Source organism: Microbacterium sp. BE35 (assembly GCF_031457705.1).
Classification (GTDB): Bacteria; Actinomycetota; Actinomycetes; order Actinomycetales; family Microbacteriaceae; genus Microbacterium; species Microbacterium trichothecenolyticum.
Genome location: NZ_JAVDXD010000001.1, coordinates 50977 through 77767, shown reverse-complemented (window position 1 = coordinate 77767; position 26791 = coordinate 50977). Strand labels below are relative to the sequence as shown.

The following is a 26791-nucleotide window of genomic DNA, read 5'->3' as shown; positions in this document are numbered from 1 at the left end:
ATCAGGCGGCGCCCGGCTGATCGCGAAGGCCGACGCGATCGGGGATGTCGAAGTGCACCCGCGGCAGCCAGGCCTCGGGCTCGGGCCAGGGCCGTGAGGCGGGCAGGGAGCGCAGCCTCGCCCGCAGGGCGGTGCCGGATGCCTCGACCGGAAGCACGCGCGACGGGGCGTGGTGGGCGAGCGCACCGAGCCACCAGTGCCGCCACGTGCCCTCGATCGCCTCGGGTCCGGCGACGACGTAGTAGTCGGGCATGACGGCCTCGCCCGACGCGAACAGCGACAGCAGCGCACCGACCTCCGCCTCGAGGGAGCCCAGCGTGGCGCGCTCCTCGTACAGCTCGACCCAGGCCGACGCGACGTGCTCGAGCGGGTCCGCGTCGTGGACGACGTAGGGCATCGAGACGGAGGCGACGAGGTGCGCGGCGACGGCCGGCTCGGCCTCGCGCAACGACAGCGCGACGAGCGCGGGAACATCGGCGAGGCCGGTCAGCAGCTCGTCGCTGTCGGCTCCGACGAGCGCCACCACGGTCGATCGCGGAGCGGTGTCTGCGTTGTGCGCCATGTTCCACGATACGTCCGGCGGAGGACCGAAGGGAGGGTGCACCGCCGGAAGAGGAGCGAACCCGGCCGGCGGCGACGCCGCCGCGGTCACTCCGCGGTGAGCACCACCGTCGCGAGATCCGCCCCGAACGTGAAGCGCGCGTCGACCGTGCCGCCGCGGAGCAAGCCCGGGAGCCACCGCGAGGCGTCGTCCCACATGCGCGCGTACGGCACCGCGTCGAGGCCGTACCACTGCGGCGTCATCCCGTCGCGCTCGACGGGGTCGCCCCGCCACCTGCGGCACACGAACACCGTCGCCTGCCGGGACCACGCGCGCCGGGTCGGGAAGTGGTACTCGACCGTTCCGGCGAACAGCAGATCGGATGCCTCGACCCGCACGCCGAGCGACTTCCGAGCCTCGCGCACGGCGGCCTCGTCGGCGCCCTCGCCCGGGTCGACCTCGACGCAGATGCCGACGACCTTCCCCCGGCCGAGCCCGGCGCGCTTGCGGCCCAGCAGCACCTCGGCCCCGTCCGCCCCGCGGCGCAGCAGGAACACCACGCAGACCTCGGGCAAGGACATGGCTCGAGGGTACGCGCCGGAGACGCCGCGCCGACGCGGAAACCCCGGTGGTTCGCCGGTCCGCGGCCTGCCTCGCCGGCGATGTCAGGGGCCGAACGTACCGTGTGAGCATGCGGATCCTGCACACCTCGGACTGGCACATCGGGCGGTCGTTCCACGGCCACTCGACGCTGGATGCGCTGCGCGGTGTGCTCGAGGCGCTGGTCGCGCAGGTGACGGAGCGCGACGTCGACCTCGTGATCGTCGCAGGCGACGTGTTCGACTCCGCGACACCCGCGGCGGGCGCATATACGCTCCTGACGGACGCGCTGCGCGGCCTGGCCGACGCGGGTGCGACCGTCGTGGTCACGAGCGGCAACCACGACTCGGCGGCGCGGCTCGGCTTTCAATCGGGCCTCCTCCGCGACGGCGTCCACGTCATCACCGATCCCGCGACCATCGGGACCCCGATCACCGTCCACGACGAGCACGGCCCCGTGCACGTGTACGGCATCCCGTACCTCGAGCCCGTGCTCCTGCGCGGCGCCTGGCCCGGCGTGCGCACGCAGGCCGATGTGCTCGCGCATGCGATGGACCTGGTGCGGACGGATGCCGCGACCCGCGGGGCGCGCTCGATCGCGGTCGCGCACTGCTTCGCGGCGGGGGTCGAGCCGACACCCCACCTCGAGCGCGACATCCAGCAGGGCGGGCTCGACATCGTTCCGCTGTCCGCCTTCGACGGCGTGGACTACATGGCCCTCGGCCACATCCACGGGCGTCAGCAGCTCTCGCCGCGCGTTCGATACGCCGGGGCGCCTCTGCACTACAGCTTCGACGAGGGGCACAAGCCGCGCGGGGCATGGCTCGTCGAACTCGGCGCCGAGGGACTCGGCGACATCGAGTGGCTCCCGCTGCCGGTGCCGCGCGCCCTCACCACGCTGACCGCGACCCTCGACGAGCTGCTCTCCGACGAGCGGTTCGCGTCCCACGCCGACGAGTGGGTACGCGCCGAATACACCGATCCACTGCCGCAGCGCGACCCGATGCGGCGACTGCTCGCCCGTTTCCCGTTCTGCGCCGAGGTGCGTCACGCGCCGGTCGCGACGCGCATCGACGATGCGCGCTCCTACGCCGAACGGGTCCGCTCCGCCCGCAACGACGCCGAGCTCGTCGACGCCTTCCTCTCCCATGTGCGCGAGGGAGAGGGCGCGTCGATCCGCGAGGCCGAGCTCGTCGGCGAGCTGCTGGAGCAGCGCGCGCGGGTGGAGGCGACCGCGTGAGGCTGCACCACCTCGAGCTCACCGGCTTCGGGCCCTTCCTCGAGAGGCAGAGCGTCGACTTCGAGGCGTTCTCGCACGACGGCATCTTCCTCATCGCCGGCCGCACCGGCGCGGGCAAGTCGAGCATCCTCGACGGCGTCTGCTTCGCGCTGTACGGCAGCGTGCCCCGCTACGAGACGGGCGACAAGCGCCTGCGCAGCGACCACTGCGCGCCCGAGGATCCCACCGAGGTCCGCCTCGAGTTCACCGTCGGCGACCGGCGCTGGCGGGTCACCCGCGCTCCGGAGTACCAGCGGCCTGCAAGACGCGGCGGCGGGCTCACCACCGAGCCCACGCGGGCCGAGCTCGAAGAGCTCGTCGCGGGCGAGTGGATCGGCCGCGCTGCGAAACCACGCGACGTCGGGCTGTTCCTCGACGAGGTGCTCGGCCTCAACGCCCAGCAGTTCCAGCAGGTGATCCTGCTGGCGCAGAACCGCTTCTCGAGGTTCCTCCTCGCCTCCGGCACGGAGCGGCAGACGTTGCTGCGCGCGCTCTTCGGCACGCGTCGCTACGAGGAGTACGCGCGCGAACTGGGCGAGCGCAGCAAGGCGGCGCAGCACGAGCTGGATGCGCTCGGCGAACGGGCCCGCACCCTGCTCGATCAGGCGGAGCGCCTCATCGCGGCGCACGAGCTCGTGCCGGCCGAGGAGGCCGAGGGCGACAGGCCGCTCGACCTTGCTGCGCGGCGCGCGGCGGTCGACCTCGGTCAGCAGCGTGCGTCGTACCGCCTCGACACGCTGACGCGCGAGCGCGCCGCTGCGGACGACACCCGCACCCTCGCGGAGGCTGCGCACGCCGAGCGCGTCGCGCTGGCCAAGGCGCAGGCAGAGCTCTCGCGCGCGCGGGAGCGGCTCGCCGCGCTCGAGGAGGCGGGCCCGCAGATCGCCGACGACCGTCGGCGACTCAACCGGGCACGCTCTGCAGAGGTGCTGCGCGCGCCACTCGAGACGGCACGCCGAGCCGAGCGCAGCGCGGCGACGTCGGCCGAGCTGGCCGCGTCCGCCGACGCGGCATGGGCTCGTGCGGTCGCCGGCACCGACGACGCGAGCGCCGACGATCTCTCCGCGGTGGTCGAGCGACTCACCGGCGAGCTGGCCGTATGGACCGCGGCCCTCGCGCACGAGGCGGCCCTGGCCGACGGCGAGACGCGGAAGACGGCTGCCGCAGCGGACGCGGCGCGGCTCGAGGCCGATGTCGTGGCACTCGATGCACAGCGCGCGCAGGTGCCGGCCGAGCTCGAGCGCATCGACACGGAGCTCGAGGCCGAGCGCGCGGCGGCCTCCCGTCGCGATCCCGCTCAGGTGCGCCACGACGAGCTCACCGGGCGCCTTGCGGCCGCCGTCGAGGCCGAAGGGCTCGCCGACGCGCAGCGCGCAGCAGAGATCGTCCACCGCGATGCGGCCGCGGCGGCCGCCGCCGCCGCCGAGAGGGTCGCCGCACTCCTCCAGCGCCGTCTCGACGGCTACGCGGGCGAGCTCGCCGCGACGCTCGTCGAGGGCGAGCCCTGCGCCGTGTGCGGTGCGACGGCACATCCGTCGCCGGCCGCGCAGGCCGACGAGCCGGTGACCGACGAGCTCCTCACGGCGGCAGAGGCCCAGCGTGACGCGGCTGTCGCGCGCGAGCGCACCGCAGCGGACGTCGCGAAGACCGCGCGGGAACGCCATGGTGCGGCAGCCGCCCGCGCCGGCGGAGAAGGCGTCGAGCGGCTCCGCGAGCAGCTGGCCGCGGCCACCGCAGACCTGGCCGCCGCCGAGCGCGCCGTCCAACGCCGCGATGCGCTCGCGGCCCGGCGCACCGAGCTGGCGGCGCTCGACCACGAGGCCGAGACATCCCGAGCATCCCTGACGGAGCGACTCGCCGAGGCACGCACCCGGATCGCGGCGCTGGAAGAGCGGGTCGCGGCTGCGCGCGAGGCGGTCGACGCGGCCCGCGGCGAGCACGTGAGCGTCGCCGACCGCGTCGCCCACGCCACCTCGATCCGCGACGCGGGCCGTGCGGCGGTCGACGCCCGCGCCGATGCGCATCGCGCGGCGACCCTGGCAGCGCAGGCGCGCACCGACGTCGACGAGAGGATCGCGGCATCCGTCTTCGCCGACGTCGCCGAGGCGACCGCCGCACTCGCCGCACTCCCCGACGTGGAAGCCCTCGCAGAGCGGATCTCGGCGCACGACACGCAGCTCGGAGCCGCGCGGGCGCGCATGCTCGAGCTCGAGCTCGAACTCGCGGGCGCGCCGAGCGAGCGCGTCGACACCGATGCGTCACAGGCGGCGCTCGCGGCCGCCGACGCGGCACGCACCGAGGCGCTCCGCGCGGAGAGCGACGCGCGCACGCTGGTGGCGGGACTCCGCGATCTCGCGATGCAGATCGATCACGCGTACGCCGGCGTCGCCGCACGCGCCGCAGAGGCCGCGGCCATCGCACGGCTCGCCGACACCGTCGCGGGCCGCGCCCCCAACACGATGAAGATGGACCTCGAGACGTTCGTGCTCGCCGCCGAACTCGAAGAGATCGTGGCCGCCGCGAACCTGCGGCTCAGCGACATGTCGTCGGGTCGCTACGGGCTGCAGCACACCGATGCGCGGGCCGCGCGCGGCGCCGCGTCCGGCCTCGGCCTCGAGATCATGGACGCCTTCACCGGCCAGTCCCGTCCGGCCCAGTCGTTGTCGGGCGGCGAGACGTTCCTCGCATCGCTCGCGCTCGCCCTCGGGCTCGCCGAGGTCGTCACCGCCCGTGCGGGCGGTGTGCGACTCGACACCCTGTTCGTCGACGAAGGCTTCGGCTCGCTCGACGAGGAGACGCTCGACCTCGCCATGCGCACCCTCGACGAGCTGCGCCAGGGCGGGCGCACCGTGGGCGTCATCAGCCATGTGGCCGCGATGAAGGAGCAGCTGCCCGCGCAGCTCGCGGTCGAGGCGACACCGGCCGGGCCGAGCGTCATCCGGCAGGACGCCGCCGCCCGCGTCTGAGCCACGGGCTCGGCTCCGCCCATCCAGCGCGGCACCGTGGTGGGGCTGGTCCCCCTGTCGCCGGGGCGATGCACGGGTGTATCGTTCGCGGCAGATCGCTTCCTGGGGATTCGCGATCCCGCCCGACCGCCGGCGCTCGTCCGGCCGCGGCCGTCAGCCGCGCCCTCTCGTTACGACGACGTACGGAGTCGAAATGCGTTCCACCTCTCGGGCGCGCCGCGCCCTCGCCGCGTTCGCGGCATCCGCCCTTCTTCTCACCGGCACTCTCAGCGCCGCCTCCGCCGCGCACGCCGCACCCGCGCCGGCGATGATCACCCGCATGGCCTCGCTCGGGGACTCGATCACCCAGGCGGCGATGACGTGTTCGAGCCTCACGTCATGTCCGGCCAACAGCTGGTCCACCGGAACCACGACATCGGTCAACTCGCACCTGCAGCGGTTGCGGGCGGCCGGGTCTGCAGGCCTCGTCAACGTCTTCAACGACGCCAAATCAGGCGTGGGATCGTCGGCGCTGCCCGCCCAGGCGCAGATGGCCGCCGGACAGGGGGCAGAGTACGTCACGATCGAGATCGGCGCGATCGACGCCTGCACCCGGACCGTGGCGCAGATGACGTCGGTCGATGCGTTCCGGACCAACGTGCAGGCGGCGCTCTCCACCCTGGCAGCGAGTCCGGCGGCGCCGGAGATCTTCGTCGCGAGCATCCCGAGCCTGCAGCGCCTCTACGACATCAACAGGTCGAGTCTGTCCGCCCGTCTCGCGTGGTCGCTGCTCGGCACCTGCCAATCGATGCTCGCCAACCCGAGCAGCAGCGCGACCGCCGACGTGCAGCGCCGCACGCTGGTGCAGCAGCGGGTGACCGATTTCAACAAGGTGCTGGAGGCCGCCTGCGCAGCCACCGCGAAGTGCCGATTCGACGGATACGCGGTCGCGAACTATGCGTTCGCGAAGTCCGACATCTCGACGCGGGACTACTTCCACCCGTCGCTGTCGGGCCAGGCCACGCTGGCGAACATCACATGGGCGAAGACGCAGTGGGTGTCGTGAGGCGGGGTCAGACGCCGTAGTCGGCGCGGATGCGGTCGCGCAGCTGGTGGCTGCAGGCAGCCACGGCCGTGCGCCAGTCGGTGATCGCGCCGTCCTGGGCGCGGTCTGAGACGGCCTTGAGCACGCGGATCGGCACGCCGAACCGCTGCGCGACCCAGATGTAGGCGTACGTCTCCATGTCGACGAGGCCGGCGCCGAGCGGCCGGATGACCTCCACGGCCTCGGAGTCGTCGACGAAGTGGTCGCCGGTCGCGATCGTCACGCCGTCGGCGTCGAGCTCGACGCGCGCCGGCAGTGACACATGCTGACCGACGATCCCGTCGATGTCGGTGACGTCGTGCTGCAGGGCGGCGGCGATCTCGTAGACGGATGCCTCGAGCCGGGCGTCGATCGCGCCCGCGGTGCCGACCACCACGACCTCGTCGTATGCGTTCGCGTCGAGGGCGCGGGTGAGCGCGTATGTCGCCTGGAGCTTGCCGGGGCCGGTGACGAGGCGGTCGAATCCGTCGAGGTCGTCGGGGAACGCGACGAGCTCGGAGGCGAGGGCGGCGACGAGGAGTCTCACCCTCCCATCATCTCCCGCTCGCCGGAGTCTGCGCCCGACGCGCCGCGGACGGGGTTAGCCTGGGCGAGATGTCCCAGCCACAGCCGACGCCGCAGAGAACCTCGAGGCCGGCGCGCGCCGTGCCGGTCACGACCGCCGTCATCCCCCTGTCCCACGGCGCCCGCTGGCGCGCATTCTGGGTCTGCGTCTCGGTCGCGGCGATCACCATCCTCGACATGACGAAGGTCAACGTCGCGCTGCCGTCGATCGGCGAGGTGCTCGGAGCGAGCTCGACCCAGCTGCAGCTGATCGTGTCGGGATTCGTCCTCACCTTCGGGCTCGTGCTCGTGCCGATGGGCCGCCTGGGCGACCAGCGCTCGCGGCGGACGCTGTTCGTCGTAGGGCTCTCGCTCTATACGGTCACCAGCGTGCTGTGCGCGCTCGCGCCGACCGCCGAGGCGCTGCTGATCGGGCGGCTCCTGCAGGGCGTGGCGGCGGGCATCCAGATGCCACAGGTGCTCGGCATGGCGCAGGAGCTGTTCCAGGGCAAGGAGCGTGCCCGCGCCTTCGGCCTCTTCGGCGCGACGATCGGCATCGCGACCGCATTCGGCCCGACGCTCGGCGGTCTGCTCATCGCCCTCGGCGGGCCGACGAACGGCTGGCGGCTCATCTTCTGGATGAACGTGCCGCTGTGCCTCATCGCGATCGCGCTCGCGCTGTGGCTCCTGCCCGACACCCGCACGCGATCCCAGCGCAAGGTGCAGCTCGACCCGGTCGGTGTGCTGCTGTTCGGCGCGAGCGTGATCTCGCTCATGTGGCCCTTCCTCTTCACCACCGGCGCGCCCACCGACAACCCGGCGCGGTGGTGGCTGCTCGTCGCCTTCGCGCTGTTCGCTTCCGCCTTCATCGCGTGGGAGCGTCGCTACGCGAAGCGCGGCCGCAACCCGCTCATCCCGCTCGGCCTCTTCCGCATCACGTCGTATCGCAACGGCACGCTGCTGCAGACGGCGTACTTCACCGCGGCGCCGGCGATGTTCCTCGTCACGACGCTGTTCCTGCAGCTCGGCCTCGGGCTCGCACCGGTGTACGCGGGCATGGTCTCGATCGGATTCGCGCTCGCCTCCGCCGTCACCTCGTGGATCGGCGGCAACCTCGTCAGCACGCACGGCCGCGTGGTCGTGGTGTGGGGTCTCGCCGGCATGCTGCTGTGCGTCGGCGGGCTGGTGCTCGCGGCGCTCTACAGCGACCCCGCGTGGACCCCCTACATCGCCGCCGCGGTCATGACCGTCGGGGGTGCCGGAGGCGGTCTCGTCATCGCCCCGAACCAGGCGCTCACTCTCGGCGACATCCCAGTCAAGCAGGGCGGCCTCGCCGGCTCCGTCGGCCAGCTGGGCCAGCGCATCGGCGCGGCGGTCGGCACAGCGGTCGCGCTGTCGCTGTTCTACGCCGCGATCTACCGCGAGTCCGGCTCCCACGACAGCCTCGTCGTCTACCACGACGCGTACGCCTTCGGGATGCTGTCTGTCGCGGTCTTCCTCGCGCTCGCGTTCCTGGTGGCCATTGTCGACCTCACCGCGCGCCGCAGCGCGCGCGAGCGCGAGGCCGCCGTCAGCGGCGGAGGGACGCCGGTCCCATGACCGTGCGCCGCCGGTCGCGCTTCCATCGGGCGCGGGACTCGCGGAACTCCGCGCGCGTGGTGAAGCGGTAGCGGTACGACACGGCCCGAACCCATCGCGGCCGCTCGCCCGAGAACGGATCGTGCGCGAGCAGACGCAGGGTCGCAGCATCCGCTTCCAGCAGCCGCACCAGGAATGCGGTGAACCACTCGTCCAGTGACCGCCCGAGCGGGAGGAACCACATCAGCCAGTCGAGGCGCAGGTGGTACGGCGCGAACTGCCGCGGGATGCGGTGCACCTCGCCGGGCTTTCCCTTGAAGCCGTACTCCTGCCACGTGGCTCTGTCAGGATCGTCGTCCATCGTGCCCTCGACGACGATCTCGATGCGCTCCTTCGTGACCGTGCCGAACGCGCCGTAGGCGTTGGCGAGCTGCCACCGGTTGAACGACGCGTTCATCAGCTGCCGCCGCGCGAACAGGTTCTGCAGCGGCCACCAGCTGATCACGAGGTACAGCACGCCGACCGCGCACGTGATGACGAGCCAGTACACCGGGATCCCGCTGAACACGCCGGGAGGAAGGGTCCCCACGCCTTCGCCGGTCACCGCCGGCGCGGTGGCCGGAGCCTCCAGGCGCGTGGGCCCAGCCGCGCCTTCATACTCTGCGCCCATGCCCGGCAGTCCGATCGCCGAGAAGGCGAGCACGATCGTCATCCAGTTGAGCCATGCGAAGTTGCCGGTGACGACGAGCCACGCCTGCGTCGCGATGACGATCGCGGCCGCCACCGCCCCGATGATGGCGGGCACCGGTCCGGACACGAAGAGCCCGGCGAACGGCGCGAACAGGAACCACGGCACCACGAGCTGCGCGAAGTGGTTGGCGAGCACCTCGCCCTTGTGGAACCAGCGGGGGAGGAGGTGCGCCTGGCGGCTGAGCGGCCCCGGCATCGGCTGCGTCTCGTGGTGGTAGGTGAGCGCGGTGAGGTCGCGCCACTCGCGCCCACCGCGGATCTTGATCATGCCCGCGCCGAACTCGAGTCGGAACACCAGCCACCAGAACAGCACGATCACGACGACCGGCGGCGGCTGGTCGTCAGAGCCCAGGAACGCCGCGAGGAAGCCGGCCTCGAGCAGCAGCATCTCCCAGCCGAATCCATAGAAGGTCTGCCCGATGCTCGTGATCGACATGTACCCGAGCCACAGCGCGAGGAAGCACAGCATCGGCACCCACGGCGGACCGAGCTGCGGGAGGCCCGCGACCAGCGTCGCGGCGATCAGGATGCCCGTCCAGCACAGGGCGACGAGTCTGCGGTCGGTGTACCGGAAATGACGGAACAGGGTGGGGCGCAGCATCCGGGCCCCTCTTTTCGAGGTTCGCACCCACTCGAGCAGCTCCGACGCGGGCAGCAGGCCGTGCTCGCCGAGAAGCGGGCGGAACTGGTTCAGCGACGAGACGAACGCGATGACGAACAGGGCGGCGATGCCCCGCTGCAGCACCTGTCGAGCGAACTCGAAGTCGACCGCGGCGAAAGCGTCCACCCGGTCACGCTCCGAAGAGATCCCCGAGTTCGAGGCGGTCGCCACGACGACGCCCGCGATCGTGCAGGGCCTGGCGTGCGGCGTACCACCCCGGCATGCCGGTGACGCCGGGTCCGGGCGGGGTCGACGCCGACGCGAGGTAAACGCCCCGCAGCGGGGTGCGCCACGGCGTCGTCGAGACGACGGGGCGCCGGATCGCCTGCGCGAACGTGAACGCGCCGCCGAGGATGTCGCCGTCGATGTCGGCGGGGTTGTACGCGGCGCGCTGGGCGGCCGTCATCGCGTGGCTCGCGAGGATGCCGTGACGGAATCCCGGAGCGAAGCGCTCGACCTGCCGCACGACGGCTTCGGTGGGGTCGAACGTCGACCCCGCCGGAACGTGGATGTACGCCCACAGCACGTGCTTGCCCGAGGGGGCACGAGTGCCGTCGAGCACGCTCGGCTGCACGGTCAGGACGTACGGCCGGTCGGTCAGGCGGCCTCGCGCCACTGCGTTCTCGCTCGCCTCGACCTCTTCCCGTGTGCCGCCGAGGTGCACGGTGGGGGCCAGGGCGACGTCGGGATGGGACCACGGCACGGGGCCGTCGAGGGCGAAGTCGACCTTCGCGGCGGCCGGGCCGTAGCGGTACTGCCGCACGGCGTGCGCGTACCGCGCGGGAAGGTCGGGGTGCGTGAGGAGGAGCCGCGGCGTGGTGTCGAGCAGCAGCAGGTCGCCGGCATCCGGATCACCCCAGTCCAGTCCCGCGAGGGTCTGCACCCGGTTGCCGGTTTCGACGCCGCCACCGTGCGCCTCCAGATCGGCGACGAGCGCGTCCGCGATCGCCTGCGAGCCGCCGCGGGGGAACGCCCAGCCGTCGGCGGAGTGCCCGTGCGCTGCGAGGAAGAGCCCCGAGGCGGCCCCTCCGAGCGAGGGCAGCGGGGTGTTCGCGTGCGCGAGCACGCCCGCGAGCAGCGCGTTCGCCTCCTCGGTGCGAAAGGTCCCGCGGCCTAGGCGCGTCCCGAGCTGCAGGGCGCGCAAACCGAACCGGACGGTGGTGACCGGATGCCGCGGCCACCGCAGCAGCTGTGACCCGGTGAAGTCCACGAGGCCGCCGAGGTGACGGCTGAGAGGGCGCAGGACCGCCCGCCATGCGCGGCCGTCGGGGCCGAGGGCATCGGCCGTGCGCTCGATGTCGCGCCACGCGATCGCCGCGCGCCCGCCGTCCAGCGGCTGCGCGTACGAGGCGAGCGGGTGGATCCAGCCGACCCGCTCGTGGATGCCGAACGCCCGGAAGAAGGGCGACGACAGCGCCGCGGGGTGCACCGCCGAGCACACGTCGTGGCGGAAGCCGGGAAGGGTGAGCGCCGCGGTGCGGACGCCGCCGCCGATGGTCGCGGCGGCCTCGAGCACGCGCACCTCGTAGCCGGCGCGCGCCAGCGCGACCGCGGCCGACAGCCCGTTGGGGCCACTGCCGATCACCGTCGCGCGCCTCGCCATGCGCCCCATCCTTCCATCGCCCCGCGGTCCTGGGAGGGGGGTTGACGGCCCGTCTCGCGCGAAAGGGCGGGTGCGGGACGCGACACGCCGGGAGGCGGCATCCGTCATCGGCGCGTCGTCGTCACCGACCCGCGTGTCCGCACAGGCGACAGGATCGCGGGGACTCGATCGGGTGGAGACGAAGGGGCGTGGCGATCTTCCTCACCGCTTCCCGCCGCGACAGGATGGAGGTGCGGACGGGCCGCGGAGAATGGGGTGGATCATGCAATCGGTGCTTCTCGAGACTCCGGCAGGAATCACGGCGCGTCTCGGCTGGGACCCCAAGCTCTCGGACCACGACCGCAAACGCGCACTCGCGAAGGAGATCGTCGCGACGAAGCTCGGCGTCGACCCGAAGGACGTGCGCGTCGAGCGCGAGGCCCCCCGCACGTTCGGGTTCCACACCCAGCTGATCGCCGAGGTGGGCGGTGCCGAGGTACCGCTGAAGATCCGCAACGTCAACTTCCGCGCCGCCACCGTCGTCGCGGTCGCCGATGCCGACGCCTCCCTCGGGCTCGATCTGCGCGACGCGCACCCCGACGACGCAGAGCTGCACCTCATGAAGCGGCACTCGCACCTGCTCGACGAGAACGACCTCGGCAAGCTCCTCGCCCACTGGACCCGCGTGCAGGCCGTGCGCGATGCCGACGGCCGGGGCGCTCGCGTCGCCGCCGATCACGTGCGCCTGGACAGCCCGCTGACGAAGGGCTGGATCCCCGACCGCAAGGTCTTCTACAAGCTCGCTGACCTGTCCCGCGACAGCTGGATCATCACGCTGGCGTACACGCAGGCACCCGCCTGAGCCGCAGCATCCGGAATCGCCGTTCTTCCTGATCCCGGCGACAGCGCGCACCGCCGAAGGCGCCGGCGGAACGGATGCCGCGGGCCGCAGCATCCGCTTCTTCAGTCCTTCACGAGATCGGGGAGGGCCGCCTTCAGCTCCGCGAGCCACACGCGGGCGTTGCCGTCCGACGGGGCGCGCCAGTCGCCGCGCGGCGACAGCGAACCTGCGGGCGAGACCTTCGGACCGTTGGGGATCGCGGAGCGCTTGAACTGCGCGAACGCGAAGTAGCGCTTCAGGAACACCTGCAGCCACTTCGCGACCGTGGGCAGGTCGTAGGCGTAGCGGTCCTCGTCGGGGAAGCCGGGGGGCCAGGCGCCGGCCTCGGCATCGCCCCACGCGTGCGCGGCGAGGTAGGCGATCTTCGACGGGCGGAAGCCGTAGCGGAGGATGTGGAACAGCGCGAAGTCGTGCAGCGCGTAGGGTCCGATGCGGTCCTCGGTCGACTGCATCTTGCCGTCCTGACCCATGGGCACCAGCTCGGGCGAGATCTCGGTGTCGAGCACCGACTGCAGCACCTCGGCCTCGCGGTCGTCGACGCCCTCGCGCTCGGAGATCACCCAGCGGATCACGTGCTGGATGAGGGTCTTCGGCACGCCGGCGTTGACGGCGTAGTGGCTCATGTGGTCGCCGACGCCGTACGTTGCCCAGCCGAGGGCGAGCTCCGACAGGTCGGAGGTGCCGATGACCATGCCGCCGTGGTGGTTCGCGAGGCGGAAGAGGTAGTCGGTGCGCAGACCCGCCTGCACGTTCTCGAACGTGATGTCGTGCACCGGCTCGCCGTCGGCGAACGGGTGCCCGAGGCGCTCGAGCATCTCGATCGCGAGCGGCCGGATGTCGATCGTGTCGATCGAGGCGCCGACCGATTCGGCGAGGGCGATCGCGTTGGACTTCGTGTGCTCGCTCGTGGCGAAGCCAGGCATGGTGTACGCGAGGATGTCGCTGCGCGGGCGCCCCATCAGGTCCATGGCGCGCGCGACCACCAGCAGCGCGTGGGTCGAGTCGAGGCCGCCGCTCACGCCGATCACCGGCTTCGGGCCGCCGATCGCGCGCATCCGCTGCACGAGACCCGAGACCTGGATGTTGAACGCCTCGTAGCAGTCCTGCGCGAGGCGGGCGGGGTCGTCGGGCACGAAGGGGAACCGGTCCAGCGTTCGGCGCAGGCCCACGTCGGTGCGCGGCGGGTCGAGCCGGAAGTGGACGGTGCGGAACGAGGCATCCGCTCCCGTCGTCCTGCGGTTGTCGTCGAAGGTGCCCTGGCGCAGGCGGTCCTGGCGCAGGCGGTCGAGGTCGACGTCGGCGATCGAGCGGCGCGGACCGTCGGGGAACCGTTCGGTCTCGACGAGCAGGTTGCCGCCCTCATAGATCATGGTCTGGCCATCCCACGAGAGGTCGTTCGTGGACTCGCCGGCGCCCGCTGCGGCGTATGCGTAGGCGGCGAGGCAGCGCAGCGACTGCGACTGGCAGAGGTCCTTGCGGTCCTCCGCGCGCGCGATCGTGATGGGGCTTCCGCTGAGGTTGAGGAGCACGGTCGCGCCCGCCAGCGCCGCGCGCGACGACGGCGGGATCGGCACCCACACGTCCTCGCAGACCTCTGCGTGCACGATGAGACCGGAGACATCGAGCGCCTCGAACAGCAGGTCGGGTCCGAACGGCGCCTCGAGCTCGCCCACGCGGATGTCCTGGCCGGCCCGGTCGTCGCCCGGCGCGTACCAGCGGCGCTCGTAGAACTCGCGGTAGGTCGGGAGATACGACTTGGGCGCGACGCCCAGCAGCTCGCCGCGGTGGATCACGACGGCGCAGTTGTAGAGGCGGTTGCGGTGGCGCAGCGGCGCGCCGACGACGAGCAACGGCAGGAGATCGACGGATGCCTCCACCAGCCGCTCGATCGCGTCGACGACGGCGTCGAGCACGGGGTCCTGCATGACGAGGTCGTCGATCGCGTAGCCGGTCAGACACAGCTCGGGGAAGACCGCGACGGCCACCGCGTCGGCGTCGCACACCCGCGCTGCCTCGAGCACGGCGTCGGCGTTCGTCGCCGGGTCGGCGATGGCGACCGGGATCGTGCACGCGGCGATGCGGGCGAACCCGTGCCGGTACGCGCTGTCGAAGGGCAGGCTCATGGGTCAAGTCTGTCAGGTGGTGCATGAGGGCGGACGTGTCGGCGCCCGCGGCGCCCGGACGGGCGCGCTGTCTGCCGTCGCGGCTACTGTCGAAGTGGGCAGAAGGGCGCGGCATGCGATACATCGAGGACGAGGGCCGGATCGTCTGGAGCGCGAGCGATCTGAAGACCGCTGCGGAGTGCGAGTTCGCGTGGCTTCGCGCGATCGACGCGCGACTCGGCCGCGTGGCCGCGGTGGAGGATCCCGAAGACCTCACCCTCGAGCGCGCCGGTCGCCTCGGCACGGTGCACGAGCGCCGGGTGCTCGCCGACTACATCGAGCGCTACGGGGATCGCGTGGTCGAGATCCCCGAGACGCGATCATCGGATGCTGCCGCCCTCGCCGCTGCGGTGGCCCAGACGAATGCCGCCCTCGCGTCGGATGCCGAGGTCGTCTATCAGGCGGCGTTCTCGACCGAGTCGTTCGTGGGCTTCGCGGATTTCCTCGTGCGCGACGAGGCCGGGCGCTGGTTGGTGCAGGACACCAAGCTGGCGCGCCACGCGCGCGTCACCGCCCTCATGCAGCTCGCGGCATACGTCGACCAGCTCGACCGTCTGAGGGTGCCGCGCTCCGACCGCGTGCAGCTGCTGCTCGGCGACGGCAGCGTCAGCGAGCACGAGGTCGACGACCTGCTCCCCGTGTTCGCGCTGCGCCGAGAGCGGCTCGGCGCGCTCACCGCCGACCGTCGCCTCGACCTCGGCCCGGCGGGGGAGCCGATAGCGTGGGGCGACCCGCGCGGCGAGCTCGGCGTCGTCGCGTGCGGACGCTGCGCGACGTGCGATGCCGAGGTCGTGGCGTCCCGCGATCTGCTGCTCGTGGCGGGTATGCGCCCCGTGCAGCGCGAGCGTCTGCGCGCCGCCGGCATCGAGACGATCGAGCAGCTCGCCGGGGCGCCGAGCGGGCCGGCGGGCATGAACCCCGACGTGTTCGCGTCGCTGCGGACGCAGGCGCGCCTGCAGCTCGAGAGCCCGGCGGGCACTCCGCCGCTCATCGCGCCGAAGCCCGTGCCGCACGAGATCGTGGTGGCAGAGAGCGTGATCGCCGCCGACGGCGCGACGCTCGCCCAGGCGACGGTGGCCGCCGTGCTCGAGGCTCCTGCGGCCGCTCCTGCTCCGCCGATCCCGGTGTTCGAGGTGGTGGCGCCCAAGGCGCTCGGCGCGCTTCCGCGACCCGACCACGGAGACCTGTTCTTCGACTTCGAGGGCGACCCGCTGCACACCGAGCCGCCCGCACCGGGCGAGCCCACCCAGTGGGGCATCGACTATCTGTTCGGCTGGGTCGATACGCGGGAGCAGTACACCGCGCTGTGGGCTCACTCGTTCGCCGACGAGAAGCGCGCGCTCGAGGCATTCCTCGACATCGTGAATCTCCGCCGGCAGCAGTTCCCCGGCATGCACATCTATCACTACGCGCCGTACGAGCCGACGCACCTGCTCGCGATGGCGGCCCGCCACGGCGCGCGCGAGGCCGACGTCGACCGGTTGCTGCGCGACGGCGTGTTCGTCGATCTGTACCCGGTCGTGCGCCGCGCGCTGCGGGTCGGCTCCCGCTCGTACTCGATCAAGAAGCTCGAGCCGCTCTACATGGGCGATGAGGTGCGCACCAGCGACGTGCAAAAGGGCGACGACTCGATCGTCCGCTACGTCGAGGCGCGTGCGCTGCAGGCCGACGGCGCCGAGGCCGAGGCGAGCCTCGTGTTCGATGACCTCGCGGACTACAACCGTTACGACTGCGTCTCGACGCGACGCCTGCGGGACTGGCTCGTCGACCGCGCCCGCGAGGCGAAGCTGGTGCCTTCGCCGAACCCCGAGCCCGACGAGCGGGCGTACGAGCCGTCGGTTCGGGCGACGGTGCTCGACGCGCTGGCGCTCGACCACCCCGAGGACTCCGTGGGGGCGCGCTCGCTGCGCCTCGGCGCTGCGGCGATCGACTACTACCCGCGCGAGGCGAAGTCCTTCTGGGCGACGCATTTCCTGCGACTGCGCGAGCCCGTCTCGCTGTGGGACGAGACCCGAGACGTCGTGGCCGTCGACCCGGCTCGCAGCCGCGTGCGCGAGGACTGGCACTTCCTCGAGAGCGGCAGGGGCGGCGAGCGGCGCATCGTCGAGCTGCGCGGCGACCTCGCCCCCGGTACACGGCTCAGCGAGGGCACCAACCCGTTCGCGCTGTACGAACTGCCCGCACCGTTCCCGTTCGAGGCGTCGCCGCGCTGGATCCATGCATACCGGTCCGTGACCGTCGTGGAGGTCCTCGACGACGGCGCCGTGATCGAGGAGACCGCCATCGACGGCGTGACCTGGAACGACCTGCCGCTCGCGCTCACCCCGCAGGCGCCGCCCGCCGCAGGCAACCAGCAGAAGGCGATCGACGCGTGGGCGGATGCCGTGATCGCTGCCGCGCCGGACCTTCCCACCGACCCGGCCACCGACATCCTGTGCCGCCGGCCGCCGCGCACGCTGAACGGGAATCTGCCTGCTGCGGGGGCGGATGCCGTCGACGCCATCGCGCGGGCCGTGCGCGACCTCGACCGGAGCTACCTGGCCGTGCAGGGCCCGCCAGGAACCGGCAAGACCTATGTGGGATCCCACGTGATCGCCCGGCTCGTGCGCGATCACGGGTACAAGGTCGGCGTGGTCGCCCAGGGGCACGCGACCATCGAGCACCTCCTCTACCGCGTCATCGCTGCGGGCGTGCCGGCGGTCCAGGTGGGCAAGGCGCCGAAGGACGCGACGACCGATCACGCCTTCACCGTGCTGCCCAAGAACGGCGTGGCGGCCTTCACGGCCGAGCACGAGGCATCCGGTTACGTCATCGGCGGCACCGCGTGGGACTTCAGCCACGAGGGCCGCGTCCCGCGCGGCAGCCTCGACCTCCTCGTCGTCGACGAGGCCGGCCAGTTCTCGCTCGCCTCGACGATCGCGGTGTCGCTCGCCGCTCCCCGGCTGCTGCTGCTCGGTGATCCGCAGCAGCTGCCGCAGGTTAGCCAGGGCACGCACCCCGCCCCCGTCGACACGTCGGCGCTCGGCTGGGTGATGGACGGCGCCGACGTCATCCCGCACGAGTACGGGTACTTCCTCGCCGAGACCCGGCGCATGCGTCCCGAGGTCGCAGCGCCCGTGTCGACGCTTTCGTACCGCGGTGAGCTCGAGGCGCACCCCTCGACGGCGCTGCGGCGGATCGAGGGCGTGCCTGCGGGCCTCGTCCCGATCGCGCTGCGCCATCACGGCAACGCCACGCAGTCGCTCGAAGAGGCCGCGGAGGTCGCCCGCCTCGTCACCGATCTGATCGGTCGGGAGTGGACGGATGCCGCCACCGACGATTCCGACGGTTCGTCATTCTCGCACCCGCCGCGGTGGCTCGAGCAGAAGGATCTCATCGTCGTCACGCCGTACAACGCCCAGCAGGTCGCGGTCGAGGCGGCCCTCGCCGCGGCAGGATTTCCCGATGTGCCCGTCGGTACGGTCGACAAGTTCCAGGGCAAGGAGGCCGCCGTCGCGATCGTGTCGCTGGCGGCCTCGAGCGGGCGCGACGCGCCCCGCGGGCTCGAGTTCCTGCTGCTGCGCAATCGCCTCAACGTCGCGATCTCGCGCGCGATGCACACGGCGTTCGTCGTGTACTCGCCGGGGCTCCTCGACGACCTGCCGTACACCCCCGAAGGTGTGGCACGTCTGAGCGGTTTCGCGCGACTGGTCGGCCGGGGCTGAGCCCCGCGTAGACTCGCGCTCACAGTCGAACACGTCGCACACGACAGCCCCCGAGCGTCTCGCACCGGTCAGGGACGAGATACCCGCCGAACAGGAGCCCGCATGGCCGACGACGCCTCGCAGCAGTTCGAGATCGACCTCCCGCCTGAGCTCATCGGCGGCAACTACGCCGACTTCGCGAACGTGTGGCACACGCCGACCGTGTTCGTGATGGACTTCCTCACCCTCGCGCAGCCGCCGCGCGAGCAGGTCGACGCCGAGACCGGCCAGCGCCACACGGTCGTCCCGGCGCGTGTCGTCAGCCGCATCCGCATCCCACCCGACCAGGTGTTCGAGCTCGCGAAGGCGCTGACCCAGCAGCTGGAGTTCTGGGAGCGGGAAACCGGTCGTCGCAACCCGCAGGAGCCTCCGCTCGGCGACTGAGGCGACGCCCCGCTGCGCGACTGAGCGCGGGGTTGTCGCTAGACGGCCGCCGTGGCCAAAGTCAACCCCTTTGGGCGAAAAATTCTGGCCACGTAGCCTTGCCACGCGTCGTAAAAAGCGCAGAGGCGCGGTATCCGTTCGGCGAGGGGCGGATGCCGCGCCGCCCCGTTTCCGGTATCACTGCCTGTGCTTCCTCCTCTGACACACGGAGGGGGAAGACATGACAACGATCGACCAGCCGCTCGCGACCATCGCGACCACGCCGGAGGCGGCGGCCCAGACGCAGACGACGATCGATGAGGCGCCCCGGCGTCGTGGGATCGTCTTCTGGATCGTCCGCTATCTGCCCGCCGAGGTGGCAGGAACCGTCGCCATGGTGGTCGGGGGACTCCTCGCCACCCTCTGGACCGACGCGGCACCGCTCATCGCCGTGGCGGCCCTCCTCGGCGAGATCATCGGCTTCTACGCCGTGCTCGCGGTCGCGATCTACATCGAGCAGGCGCCTGACGCGCCGACACGGCGACGGGCTGTCGCCCGTACGGCCGTGCTGCTGGTCGCGGAGTTCGGCGCAGCCGAGCTGCTCGACACCTTCCTGGTGCGTCCCGCGGCGCTGATGCTCGGCGTGTGGCTCATCCCCGATCCGCTGTGGGGCATGCTCGCCGGCAAGATCGCCGCCGACATCGTGTTCTACGCGGTCGCCGCCGGCGCCTTCACCGTCACCGCCAAGACCGGCCTGCGCGACGCACGTCGCCCCTGGGGAACCAAGGAGGTGACGAGGTGAATCTCGCGGCCCTCCGACGCGAGCCCCGCACGACCCGGGCGCTCGAGAGCAGACGGCGGGCCGAGGCATCCGCTCTGCTGTCGTCCGTCGCGGCTCGCGCGGCCATCGCCGTGCACGGCACACCGCTGCTGCTGCTCGATCCGGAGCGCGTGCGCCGGCAGTACCGCCACCTGCGCACCGCGCTGCCGTTCGTCGGGCTCCACTACGCGGTCAAGGCGCTCGCCCACGACGCCGTGCTCGACGTGCTCGACGATGCCGGCTGCGGGTTCGACGTCGCGACCGGCGAGGAGCTGGCGATGCTGACGCGCCGGGGTGTCGCGGCATCCCGCATCATCCACACGCATCCGATCAAGAAGCCCGCCGAGATCGCCGAGGCGCTGGCCGCGGGGCTGCGCACCTTCGTGGTCGACAACGACGTCGAGATCGAGAAGTTCCGGGGTGCGCCGAGCGACACGCGACTGCTGGTGCGTCTGGCCTACCGCAGCCCGCACGCGAAGAGCGACCTGTCGAGCAAGTTCGGAGTCGGGCCGTTCGAGGCGGCGCGTCTCGTCGAGAGCGCGCACGCCGCAGGCATCACGGTCGCCGGCTTCAGCTATCACGTGGGCAGCCAGCTGGACGATCCGACCCGTTTCGCGACCGCGGCCGCCGACACGCTCGAGCTCATGGGCATCCTCGAGCGGCGTCTCAACGTGCAGTTCGACACCCTGGACATCGGCGGCGGCTTCCCGGCGTCGTACGACTCCGAGTCAGCGGCCATCGAAGACGTCGCGGCTGCGCTCCGCCCCGTGCTCGAGCCGCACGCGCGGCGGCTCGACATCATCGCCGAGCCCGGCCGAGTGATGGTGGCCGACGCGATGACCCTGGTCACGAGCGTCGTGGGCATCGCCGAGCGCGGCGACGGTCGCTGGTACTACCTGGACGACGGGCTCTACGGCTCGTATTCGAACGTGCTCACCGAAGACGTGCACCCGCTCGTCTTCGCCGAGCGAGACCTCACCGCAACGCCGGCGGATGCGGCGAACCACCGCTGGGCGACCCTCGGGGGCCCGACCTGCGATTCGTCGGACGTGATCGCGCGCGAGGTGCTGCTGCCCGAGCTGGAGGTGGGTGACCTTCTCGTGAGCCCCACGATGGGCGCGTACACGACGGTCACCGCGACGCGATTCAACGGCCGCCCGTTCACTCCGGTCGCCGTCGTCGGGCGGGGTGCCACGACCGCCGAGGTCGCTGTGGCGTCGGATGTGCGCCGCGTGCCGATCGTGTGATCGTGCGGCGGCCGCGGGTCAGACCGTGCCGTACAGCCGGTCGCCGGCGTCGCCGAGCCCCGGCACGATGTAGCCCTTCTCGTTGAGGCGCTCGTCGAGTGCGCCGAGCACGAGCGTGACGTCGCGACCCGCGACCTGCTTCTCGATCGCCGCGACGCCCTCGGGGGCGCCCAGGATGCAGATCGCGGTGACGTCCTGTGCGCCGCGGTCGAACAGGAAGTCGATGGCCGCGCCCAGCGAGCCGCCGGTGGCGAGCATCGGGTCGAGCACGAAGCACTGGCGATCGCTCAGATCGTTGGGCAGGCGCTCGGCGTATGTCGTCGGCTCGAGGGTCTCTTCGTTGCGCGCCATGCCGAGGAAGCCGACCTCGGCGGTCGGGATGAGCTTGACCATGCCCTCGAGCATGCCGAGGCCCGCACGGAGGATCGGCACCACCAGGGGGCGCGGCTCGTCGATGCGGACGCCGGTCGTCGTCGTCACCGGCGTCTGGATCTCGATCGGCGCGACGCGGACGTTGCGGGTCGCCTCGTAGGCGAGCAGCGTCACGAGTTCCTCGGTGAGCTGGCGAAACACCGGCGACGGGGTGCGCTTGTCGCGCAGCACCGTCAGCTTGTGGGTGATGAGGGGGTGGTCGGCGACGTGCAGGCGCATAGAGACAGGTTAGTGCGTCGCGGTGCCGGAACCCCGGGCGACTTCGTCGGGGGCGACTACGCTCGTGCTGTGCTTCCCGCCCCCGCCGACCTCGCCGCGATGGACCGCGCGCTGGCGCTCGCCGCGGTGGCCGGCGGTGCGGGCGACGTCCCGGTAGGGGCCGTGGTGACGGATGCCGCGGGCACGGTGATCGGCGAGGGCCGGAACCTCCGTGAGCTCGAGCACGATCCGACCGCGCACGCCGAGGTGGTGGCTCTTCGCGCAGCGGCAGCGACGCGTGGCAACTGGAACCTCGAAGGCTGCACACTCGTGGTGACGCTCGAGCCCTGCGTGATGTGTGCGGGCGCTGTGCTCCAGTCGCGCATCTCGCGGCTCGTGTTCGGCGCGTGGGACGAGAAGGCCGGCGCGGCGGGATCGATGTACGACGTCGTGCGCGACCGGCGCCTGCCCTATCGCGCCGAGGTCGTCGCTGGCGTGCGCGAGGCCGAGGCATCCGCCCTCCTTCGCGCCTTCTTCGACGCCCGCCGCTGATCGGGGGGTGAGCCCCGGCGGATCGGGGGGACAGCACCCTGCTGGACGCCCCGCGCCCGGACTTAGCGTGACGGCCATGACCCGCCTCATCGAACCGGTCCGGACCGCTCCATCCGTCGCACGGCCGGGCGGCATCCGCTCACGCATCGGCTGGACGTTCGTCCTGCTGACGGCGCTCGCCATCGTCGCGTACTCCGCCGTGCCGTACTTCACCGCATCGCTGGCCGACCTCGCCGGGCAGGACGTGGGGCTCGCCCCGACGTACGCCGCCGTGCCCCCATTCGTCCAGGGAGCCCTCTACCTCCACATCGTCGGCGGGGCGACGGCGCTCGTCGCCGGTCCGCTGCAGTTCTGGCGGGGCCTGCGCACGCGCGCGCCGCGCGTGCACCGCTGGATCGGCCGGGTGTACCTGGTCGCGGTGGGGATCGGGGCGGTCGGCGGACTCATCATCGCGCCGTCGAGCCCCGCCGGCTACGTCGGCTTCTTCGGGTTCGGCGCGCTCGCCGTCCTGTGGCTCATCACGGGTTGGCGCGCGTACCGCGCGATCCGTCGCCACGACGTACCGAGCCATCAGGCGTGGATGATCCGCAACTACGCTCTGACCTACTCCGGCGTCATGCTGCGCATCTGGCTGCCGCTGCTGCTGATGGCGCCGCTCCTGCTCGGGCAGCCGTGGGAGTTCGACTCCGCCTTCGCGAACGCCTACGCCGCGGTGCCGTTCCTGTGCTGGCTCCCGAACCTCGTCTTCGCCGAGTGGCTGATCCGCCGTCGGGGCCTGCCCTCGTACCGCCTGCCGGTCTGACCTCCGACGGGGCCGACCCCTGATTCAGCGCCGGATCACGACGGCGCCGCCGCACACCGCGCGGAGCCCGTCGGGATCGACGCGCGCTCAGCCCTCACGACGTCGCGTCACAGCCCACACGATGAGCCCGGCGGCGGCACCGACGGCAATGCCGGCGATCATCCCGAAGGTCCACCCCTGATCCACGGGTCGGTCCTCGACCACCCACTCGCGGATCAGGTCCCGTGCGAGGTCGGCGGAGCCGATCGATGCCGCGGTGAACCCCGATTCGTAGGTCGCGAAGGTCTGCGCAGCGCCCGTGTCGGCGTCGACCCATCGGAACTCGGAGCTGTTGTCTTCGGCGTAGGTCTGAAGCACGACGGTGTCGTCGTCGCGCCAGCCCAGGGCCGCCGCATACTCGACGCCCGCGAGCGCGAACATCTGCGTCGTGCCGGCCGAGAGTGCGGAGATCTGCAGCGTCGCAGAGCTGGTCAGCGTTCTGCCCGTGGGCTTCTCCACCCACACGGGGTTGTGGACCAGCGTCACGAGGCGGGTGCCGTCCGGTGACCACGCGTCGTCGCCGAACGCCTGCCCCGTCAGCTCCGCGGGGAGTTCGCGGATGCTGTGCCCCGCGGCATCCATCATCACGGCGCCCTGCGACGCCTGCGCGACGACGCGAGATCCATCGGGGGCCAATGCCGCCGATGTCACCGCGTCCAGCGAGTACTCGAGCAGGTCGCCGCTCGACAGGTCGAGCAAGGCGAGTGTGCCGCTGAACGGCGGGTCGGTGTACCGGCTCATCTCACCGTCGCCGAGCAGCACCAGGACGTGGTCTCCGTCGGAGGCGATGCTCAACGGTACGGCGCTGCGCCCGACTCCGATCGATACCTCTCGGTCGGTGCCGTCGACGAGGGAACGGACGAGGACGCTGCCGTGACCGTTCGCGCCTGCGATCACCGCGAACGTGCCGTCGGCTGACAGCACCATGGCGGCTGGGTCGCCCTGGTCGGTCGGCACAGAGCGCTGCTCGGCGGCACCGAGGCGCCGGTATGTGCTGCCGTCGACGCCGAGTGCGACCGCCTGCGGGGAGTCCATGAATTCAACCCCGATGCCGTTCTGGTAGATCATTGTTGCCGGCATGTCGAGGTCGCTGTGCGAGACGAACCACGAGTAGGTGGCGACCGCCGTGGGAAAGGCGGGCGAGCTCGAAGGCGGCGGGGTCGAGGAGGCGATCAGCGCGGGAACGGCGACCGCGGCGAACCCGACCGCACCCGCGATCAGCGCAGGCAGGAGCGGCGTCCGCTTCTTCGGCCGCGGTACGGCCGGTGCGTCGCCGGCAACCGTCACGGTGGTCATCGCAACTCCTGCCTGCACGCTAGCGGTGATGAGCCGTCGGCGGAACGACCGGGAAGTGAACAGCGCACTCCCTGTGGCCGGCCGACGCGTGCGGCACGCAGACGGGGTCGACACCGCCCAGGTGCTTCGCTAGGGTTCCGGTGTGGACCGGGCGACGTCGCGCGATCGGCTGACGACAGCCGGGGCCGTCGCCCTCGCATCGGCAGCCGGCGCCGTGCTCGCTCTATGGGTCTACCGCGTGCTCTGGGTGCAGAATACCGGGACCCCGGCAGCACTGGACGCGAATGAGAACGCTGCTGTGTTCGCGTGGCTCGTCGGCTGGCTGCTGCTGATCTGTGCAGCGGGTGCGGCTGTCGTGCTGCTCGCGAGCGTCGTCGGGCGGATCAGCGCCCGGAGGCCGCCTCTCATCGATCTCGTCGCACTCGGAGCCACGGCGGGCCTCATCATGGTGGCGATCGCACTGGCTCCGCTGTGGGCCACGACCTCCGTCTGAGCCTGGCCGGCAGACGAGAACGACCACCCGGGTGCGCCGTTCGCGGATCTGCGCCGCTGAGCGAAGGCATCCGGTCGGCACCGGAGCCTCTGGCGCGCGCGTCGACCCGGGGCGACAATCAGCGGTTACGGGGCACAACTCACCGAGAAGTGCCCGACCCGATTCCGGGATCCGGCGCCCCCACGAGGCAGGGAGTCGAGGAATGGGCCACACCCTGAACGTCAGCGGGGGAGGTGGGGGAGCACCTCGCCGAGGTACTCGACGTGCGAGACGTCCTGCAGGTCCATCAGTTGGAAGTAGACGCGCTTCGCGCCGATGGCCACCAGCCGCTCGACCTTCGCGACGATCTCGTCGCGGGTGCCGACGATGTTCACGTCGCCGCGCAGCTCGTCGACGGTGCGGCCGAGATTCTCGGCACGCCGGTCGAGTTCCGACGGGGATGCCGCGGCCAGCGTCGGCAGCGCCACCGAGAGCTTGAGCGATTCGGGGTCGCGACCGACGCGTTCGCACGCGGCGCGCACTCCGGCGAACTTCTCCGCCGACTCCGCCTCGGACCGGAAGCCGATGTTGAACTCCGTCGCGAACCGCGCGGCGAGCTCGGGGGTGCGCTTCGGCCCGCCGCCGCCCACGATGACGGGAACGCGGGACTGCACCGGCTTCGGCAGGGCCGGGGCATCCGTCAGCCGATAGTGCTCGCCCGCGAAGCTGTAGGTCTCGTCGACGGGGGTCGACCACAGGCCGGTCACGATCGCGAGCTGCTCCTCGAGGAGGCCGAACCGCTTGGCCGGGAACGGGATGCCGTAGGCCTCGTGCTCGCGACCGAACCACCCCGTGCCGAGGCCGAGCTCTGCACGGCCGCCCGACATCGCGTCGACCTGCGCCACCTGGATCGCCAGAAGCCCCGGAACACGGTAGGTCACCGACGACACGAGCGTGCCGAGGCGGATGCGGGAGGTCTCGCGGGCGAGTCCCGCCAGCGTGGTCCACGCGTCGGTGGGACCGGGAAGCCCGTCGCCGTCGCCCATGTGCAGGTAGTGGTCGGAGCGGAAGAAGCCGTCGAAGCCGAGACGCTCGGCTGCCTGAGCGAAGGCGAGCTGGTCATCGTAGCTGGCGCCCTGCTGGGGCTCGGTGAAGATGCAGTATTCCATGGCGGTCGCTGAACCTGTCGAACGGTCAGTCCGCCGACTTGATGACGAACTCCGACGTGGGCGGAGTGGCGTCGTCGCCCGGTCGGTAGATGTCGGGCTCGAAGTAGATGACGCGAGCCGCCGGCACGGCCGCCCGCACGCGCGCTTCGACGCGGTCGATGTCGGAGGCGACGTGCGCCAGTGGGGCATCCGACGCGAACCCGAGCTTCGCCGCGACGAGCAGCTCGTCGGGGCCGAGGTAGAGCGTCTTGATGTGGATGATCTTCTCGACCTCGGGCCCGTTGTGGATGGCGTCGACGATGCGGTCGTGGTCGGCATCGGTCGCACCCTCGCCGACGAGAAGGCTCTTGGTCTCGATGCCGAGCGTGATGGCCACGAGGATCAGCAGCGTGCCGATCATGAGCGTGCCGATCGCGTCGAACACCGGGTTGTGCGTGATGACGGTCATGCCGACGCCGAACAGCGCGAACACGAGGCCGGTGAGCGCGGCGATGTCTTCGAGCAGGACCACGGGGAGCTCCGGCGCCTTCGCGTGCCGTACGAACGAGACCCACGACTGCCCCTTGGGTCGCACGTGGTTGCTCTCCTTGACGGCCGTGCGCAGCGAGAACGACTCCAGCACGATCGCGACGACGAGCACGGCGATCGGGATCCACGCGTTCTCGAGCTCGTGCGGGTGGGTGAGCTTGTCGATGCCCTCGTAGATCGAGAACAGGCCGCCGACCGAGAACAGGATGATCGACACGACGAACGCATACACGTACCGCTCGCGGCCGTAGCCGAAGGGGTGCTCGCGGTCGGCCTTCTTCTTCGCCTGGCGCCCGCCGAGCATGAGCAGCAGCTGGTTGCCCGAATCGGCGACCGAGTGGATCGCCTCGGCGAGCATCGACGCCGAGCCCGACAGGAACCACGCGATGAACTTCGCCAGGGCGATGCCCATGTTGGCCAGGAACGCCGCGAGGATCGCCTTGCCGCCGCCGGAAGCACTCATGCGGATGAGTCTACGGATGC

At 71.7% G+C, this 26791-nt stretch carries 22 protein-coding genes; 12 read left to right on the top strand and 10 right to left on the bottom strand.

Going from position 1 to position 26791, the window contains the following annotated elements; all coding sequences use genetic code 11:
• Window position 1 precedes the first annotated feature (1 nt).
• Both J2Y46_RS00355 and J2Y46_RS00350 read right to left on the bottom strand, forming a co-directional pair.
• Window positions 2–562: a hypothetical protein gene (locus J2Y46_RS00355; protein WP_045296565.1), complete on the bottom strand. Its 561-nt coding sequence runs from the start codon at window positions 560–562 to the stop codon at window positions 2–4.
• A gap of 86 nt (window positions 563–648) precedes the next feature.
• Window positions 649–1122, bottom strand: a complete 474-nt coding sequence (locus tag J2Y46_RS00350; protein ID WP_310239410.1) for an NUDIX domain-containing protein — start codon at window positions 1120–1122, stop codon at window positions 649–651.
• Window positions 1123–1232: 110 nt separating this feature from the next.
• On the opposite strand from J2Y46_RS00350, the gene J2Y46_RS00345 reads away from it, so the two are divergent.
• From J2Y46_RS00345 to J2Y46_RS00335, 3 genes are all read left to right on the top strand, one after another.
• A complete protein-coding gene (locus tag J2Y46_RS00345) occupies window positions 1233–2381 on the top strand; it encodes an exonuclease SbcCD subunit D (protein WP_045296542.1) in 1149 nt (382 codons plus the stop codon).
• Window positions 2378–5386: an SMC family ATPase gene (locus J2Y46_RS00340; RefSeq protein ID WP_310239405.1), complete on the top strand. Its 3009-nt coding sequence runs from the start codon at window positions 2378–2380 to the stop codon at window positions 5384–5386. The genes J2Y46_RS00345 and J2Y46_RS00340 overlap by 4 nt, the downstream gene beginning before the upstream one ends.
• Window positions 5387–5579: 193 nt before the next feature.
• Window positions 5580–6431, top strand: coding sequence for an SGNH/GDSL hydrolase family protein (locus tag J2Y46_RS00335; RefSeq protein WP_045296540.1), 852 nt, complete (start codon window positions 5580–5582; stop codon window positions 6429–6431).
• 7 nt (window positions 6432–6438) lie between these two features.
• Here J2Y46_RS00335 and J2Y46_RS00330 read toward each other — a convergent pair whose 3' ends face one another.
• Entirely contained in the window at window positions 6439–6996 is a 558-nt protein-coding gene (locus J2Y46_RS00330) for a nucleoside phosphorylase (protein WP_045296539.1), read from the bottom strand.
• Between the two features lie 68 nt (window positions 6997–7064).
• On the opposite strand from J2Y46_RS00330, the gene J2Y46_RS00325 reads away from it, so the two are divergent.
• Window positions 7065–8612: an MFS transporter gene (locus J2Y46_RS00325; RefSeq protein ID WP_310239401.1), complete on the top strand. Its 1548-nt coding sequence runs from the start codon at window positions 7065–7067 to the stop codon at window positions 8610–8612.
• Here J2Y46_RS00325 and J2Y46_RS00320 read toward each other — a convergent pair.
• Complete coding sequence (locus tag J2Y46_RS00320; RefSeq protein ID WP_310239398.1) at window positions 8584–10128, bottom strand: lipase maturation factor family protein; 1545 nt, start codon at window positions 10126–10128, stop codon at window positions 8584–8586. The two genes, J2Y46_RS00325 and J2Y46_RS00320, sit on opposite strands and share 29 nt — an antisense overlap.
• 4 nt (window positions 10129–10132) lie before the next feature.
• On the bottom strand, window positions 10133–11605 hold the full coding sequence (locus tag J2Y46_RS00315; protein ID WP_052676646.1) for an NAD(P)/FAD-dependent oxidoreductase: 1473 nt from the start codon (window positions 11603–11605) through the stop codon (window positions 10133–10135).
• Between the two features lie 262 nt (window positions 11606–11867).
• On the opposite strand from J2Y46_RS00315, the gene J2Y46_RS00310 reads away from it, so the two are divergent.
• Window positions 11868–12446, top strand: a complete 579-nt coding sequence (locus J2Y46_RS00310) for a hypothetical protein (protein ID WP_045296561.1) — start codon at window positions 11868–11870, stop codon at window positions 12444–12446.
• 101 nt (window positions 12447–12547) lie between these two features.
• Here J2Y46_RS00310 and J2Y46_RS00305 read toward each other — a convergent pair whose 3' ends face one another.
• Window positions 12548–14608, bottom strand: a complete 2061-nt coding sequence (locus tag J2Y46_RS00305) for an NAD(+) synthase (RefSeq protein WP_310239394.1) — start codon at window positions 14606–14608, stop codon at window positions 12548–12550.
• 113 nt (window positions 14609–14721) lie between these two features.
• On the opposite strand from J2Y46_RS00305, the gene J2Y46_RS00300 reads away from it, so the two are divergent.
• From J2Y46_RS00300 to J2Y46_RS00285, 4 genes are all read left to right on the top strand, one after another.
• Window positions 14722–18351 carry a TM0106 family RecB-like putative nuclease gene (locus J2Y46_RS00300; RefSeq protein WP_310239392.1) on the top strand — a complete coding sequence of 1210 codons (3630 nt, stop codon included), beginning with the start codon at window positions 14722–14724 and terminating at the stop codon, window positions 18349–18351.
• 102 nt (window positions 18352–18453) lie between these two features.
• Window positions 18454–18774 (top strand): DUF3467 domain-containing protein, encoded by a 321-nt coding sequence (locus J2Y46_RS00295; protein WP_045296530.1) that lies wholly within the window; start codon window positions 18454–18456, stop codon window positions 18772–18774.
• A gap of 220 nt (window positions 18775–18994) precedes the next feature.
• A complete protein-coding gene (locus J2Y46_RS00290; protein ID WP_310239388.1) occupies window positions 18995–19555 on the top strand; it encodes a hypothetical protein in 561 nt (186 codons plus the stop codon).
• Entirely contained in the window at window positions 19552–20820 is a 1269-nt protein-coding gene (locus J2Y46_RS00285; protein WP_310239384.1) for a type III PLP-dependent enzyme, read from the top strand. The genes J2Y46_RS00290 and J2Y46_RS00285 overlap by 4 nt, the downstream gene beginning before the upstream one ends.
• 18 nt (window positions 20821–20838) lie before the next feature.
• On the opposite strand, the gene upp is transcribed toward J2Y46_RS00285, so the two are convergent.
• Window positions 20839–21471 carry a uracil phosphoribosyltransferase gene (gene upp, locus J2Y46_RS00280; protein WP_045296524.1) on the bottom strand — a complete coding sequence of 211 codons (633 nt, stop codon included), beginning with the start codon at window positions 21469–21471 and terminating at the stop codon, window positions 20839–20841.
• Between the two features lie 99 nt (window positions 21472–21570).
• On the opposite strand from upp, the gene J2Y46_RS00275 reads away from it, so the two are divergent.
• Entirely contained in the window at window positions 21571–22002 is a 432-nt protein-coding gene (locus J2Y46_RS00275; protein WP_045296560.1) for a nucleoside deaminase, read from the top strand.
• 76 nt (window positions 22003–22078) lie between these two features.
• Entirely contained in the window at window positions 22079–22804 is a 726-nt protein-coding gene (locus J2Y46_RS00270) for a DUF2306 domain-containing protein (RefSeq protein WP_310239381.1), read from the top strand.
• Between the two features lie 87 nt (window positions 22805–22891).
• Here J2Y46_RS00270 and J2Y46_RS00265 read toward each other — a convergent pair whose 3' ends face one another.
• Window positions 22892–24139, bottom strand: coding sequence for a hypothetical protein (locus J2Y46_RS00265; RefSeq protein WP_310239379.1), 1248 nt, complete (start codon window positions 24137–24139; stop codon window positions 22892–22894).
• A gap of 142 nt (window positions 24140–24281) precedes the next feature.
• On the opposite strand from J2Y46_RS00265, the gene J2Y46_RS00260 reads away from it, so the two are divergent.
• Window positions 24282–24632 carry a hypothetical protein gene (locus tag J2Y46_RS00260; RefSeq protein ID WP_045296517.1) on the top strand — a complete coding sequence of 117 codons (351 nt, stop codon included), beginning with the start codon at window positions 24282–24284 and terminating at the stop codon, window positions 24630–24632.
• Window positions 24633–24853: 221 nt separating this feature from the next.
• Here the strand turns inward: J2Y46_RS00260 and J2Y46_RS00255 are convergent, their stop codons facing one another.
• Window positions 24854–25780 (bottom strand): LLM class F420-dependent oxidoreductase, encoded by a 927-nt coding sequence (locus J2Y46_RS00255; RefSeq protein ID WP_310239374.1) that lies wholly within the window; start codon window positions 25778–25780, stop codon window positions 24854–24856.
• A gap of 25 nt (window positions 25781–25805) precedes the next feature.
• On the bottom strand, window positions 25806–26771 hold the full coding sequence (locus J2Y46_RS00250; protein ID WP_310239371.1) for a cation diffusion facilitator family transporter: 966 nt from the start codon (window positions 26769–26771) through the stop codon (window positions 25806–25808).
• Window positions 26772–26791: the final 20 nt, after the last annotated feature.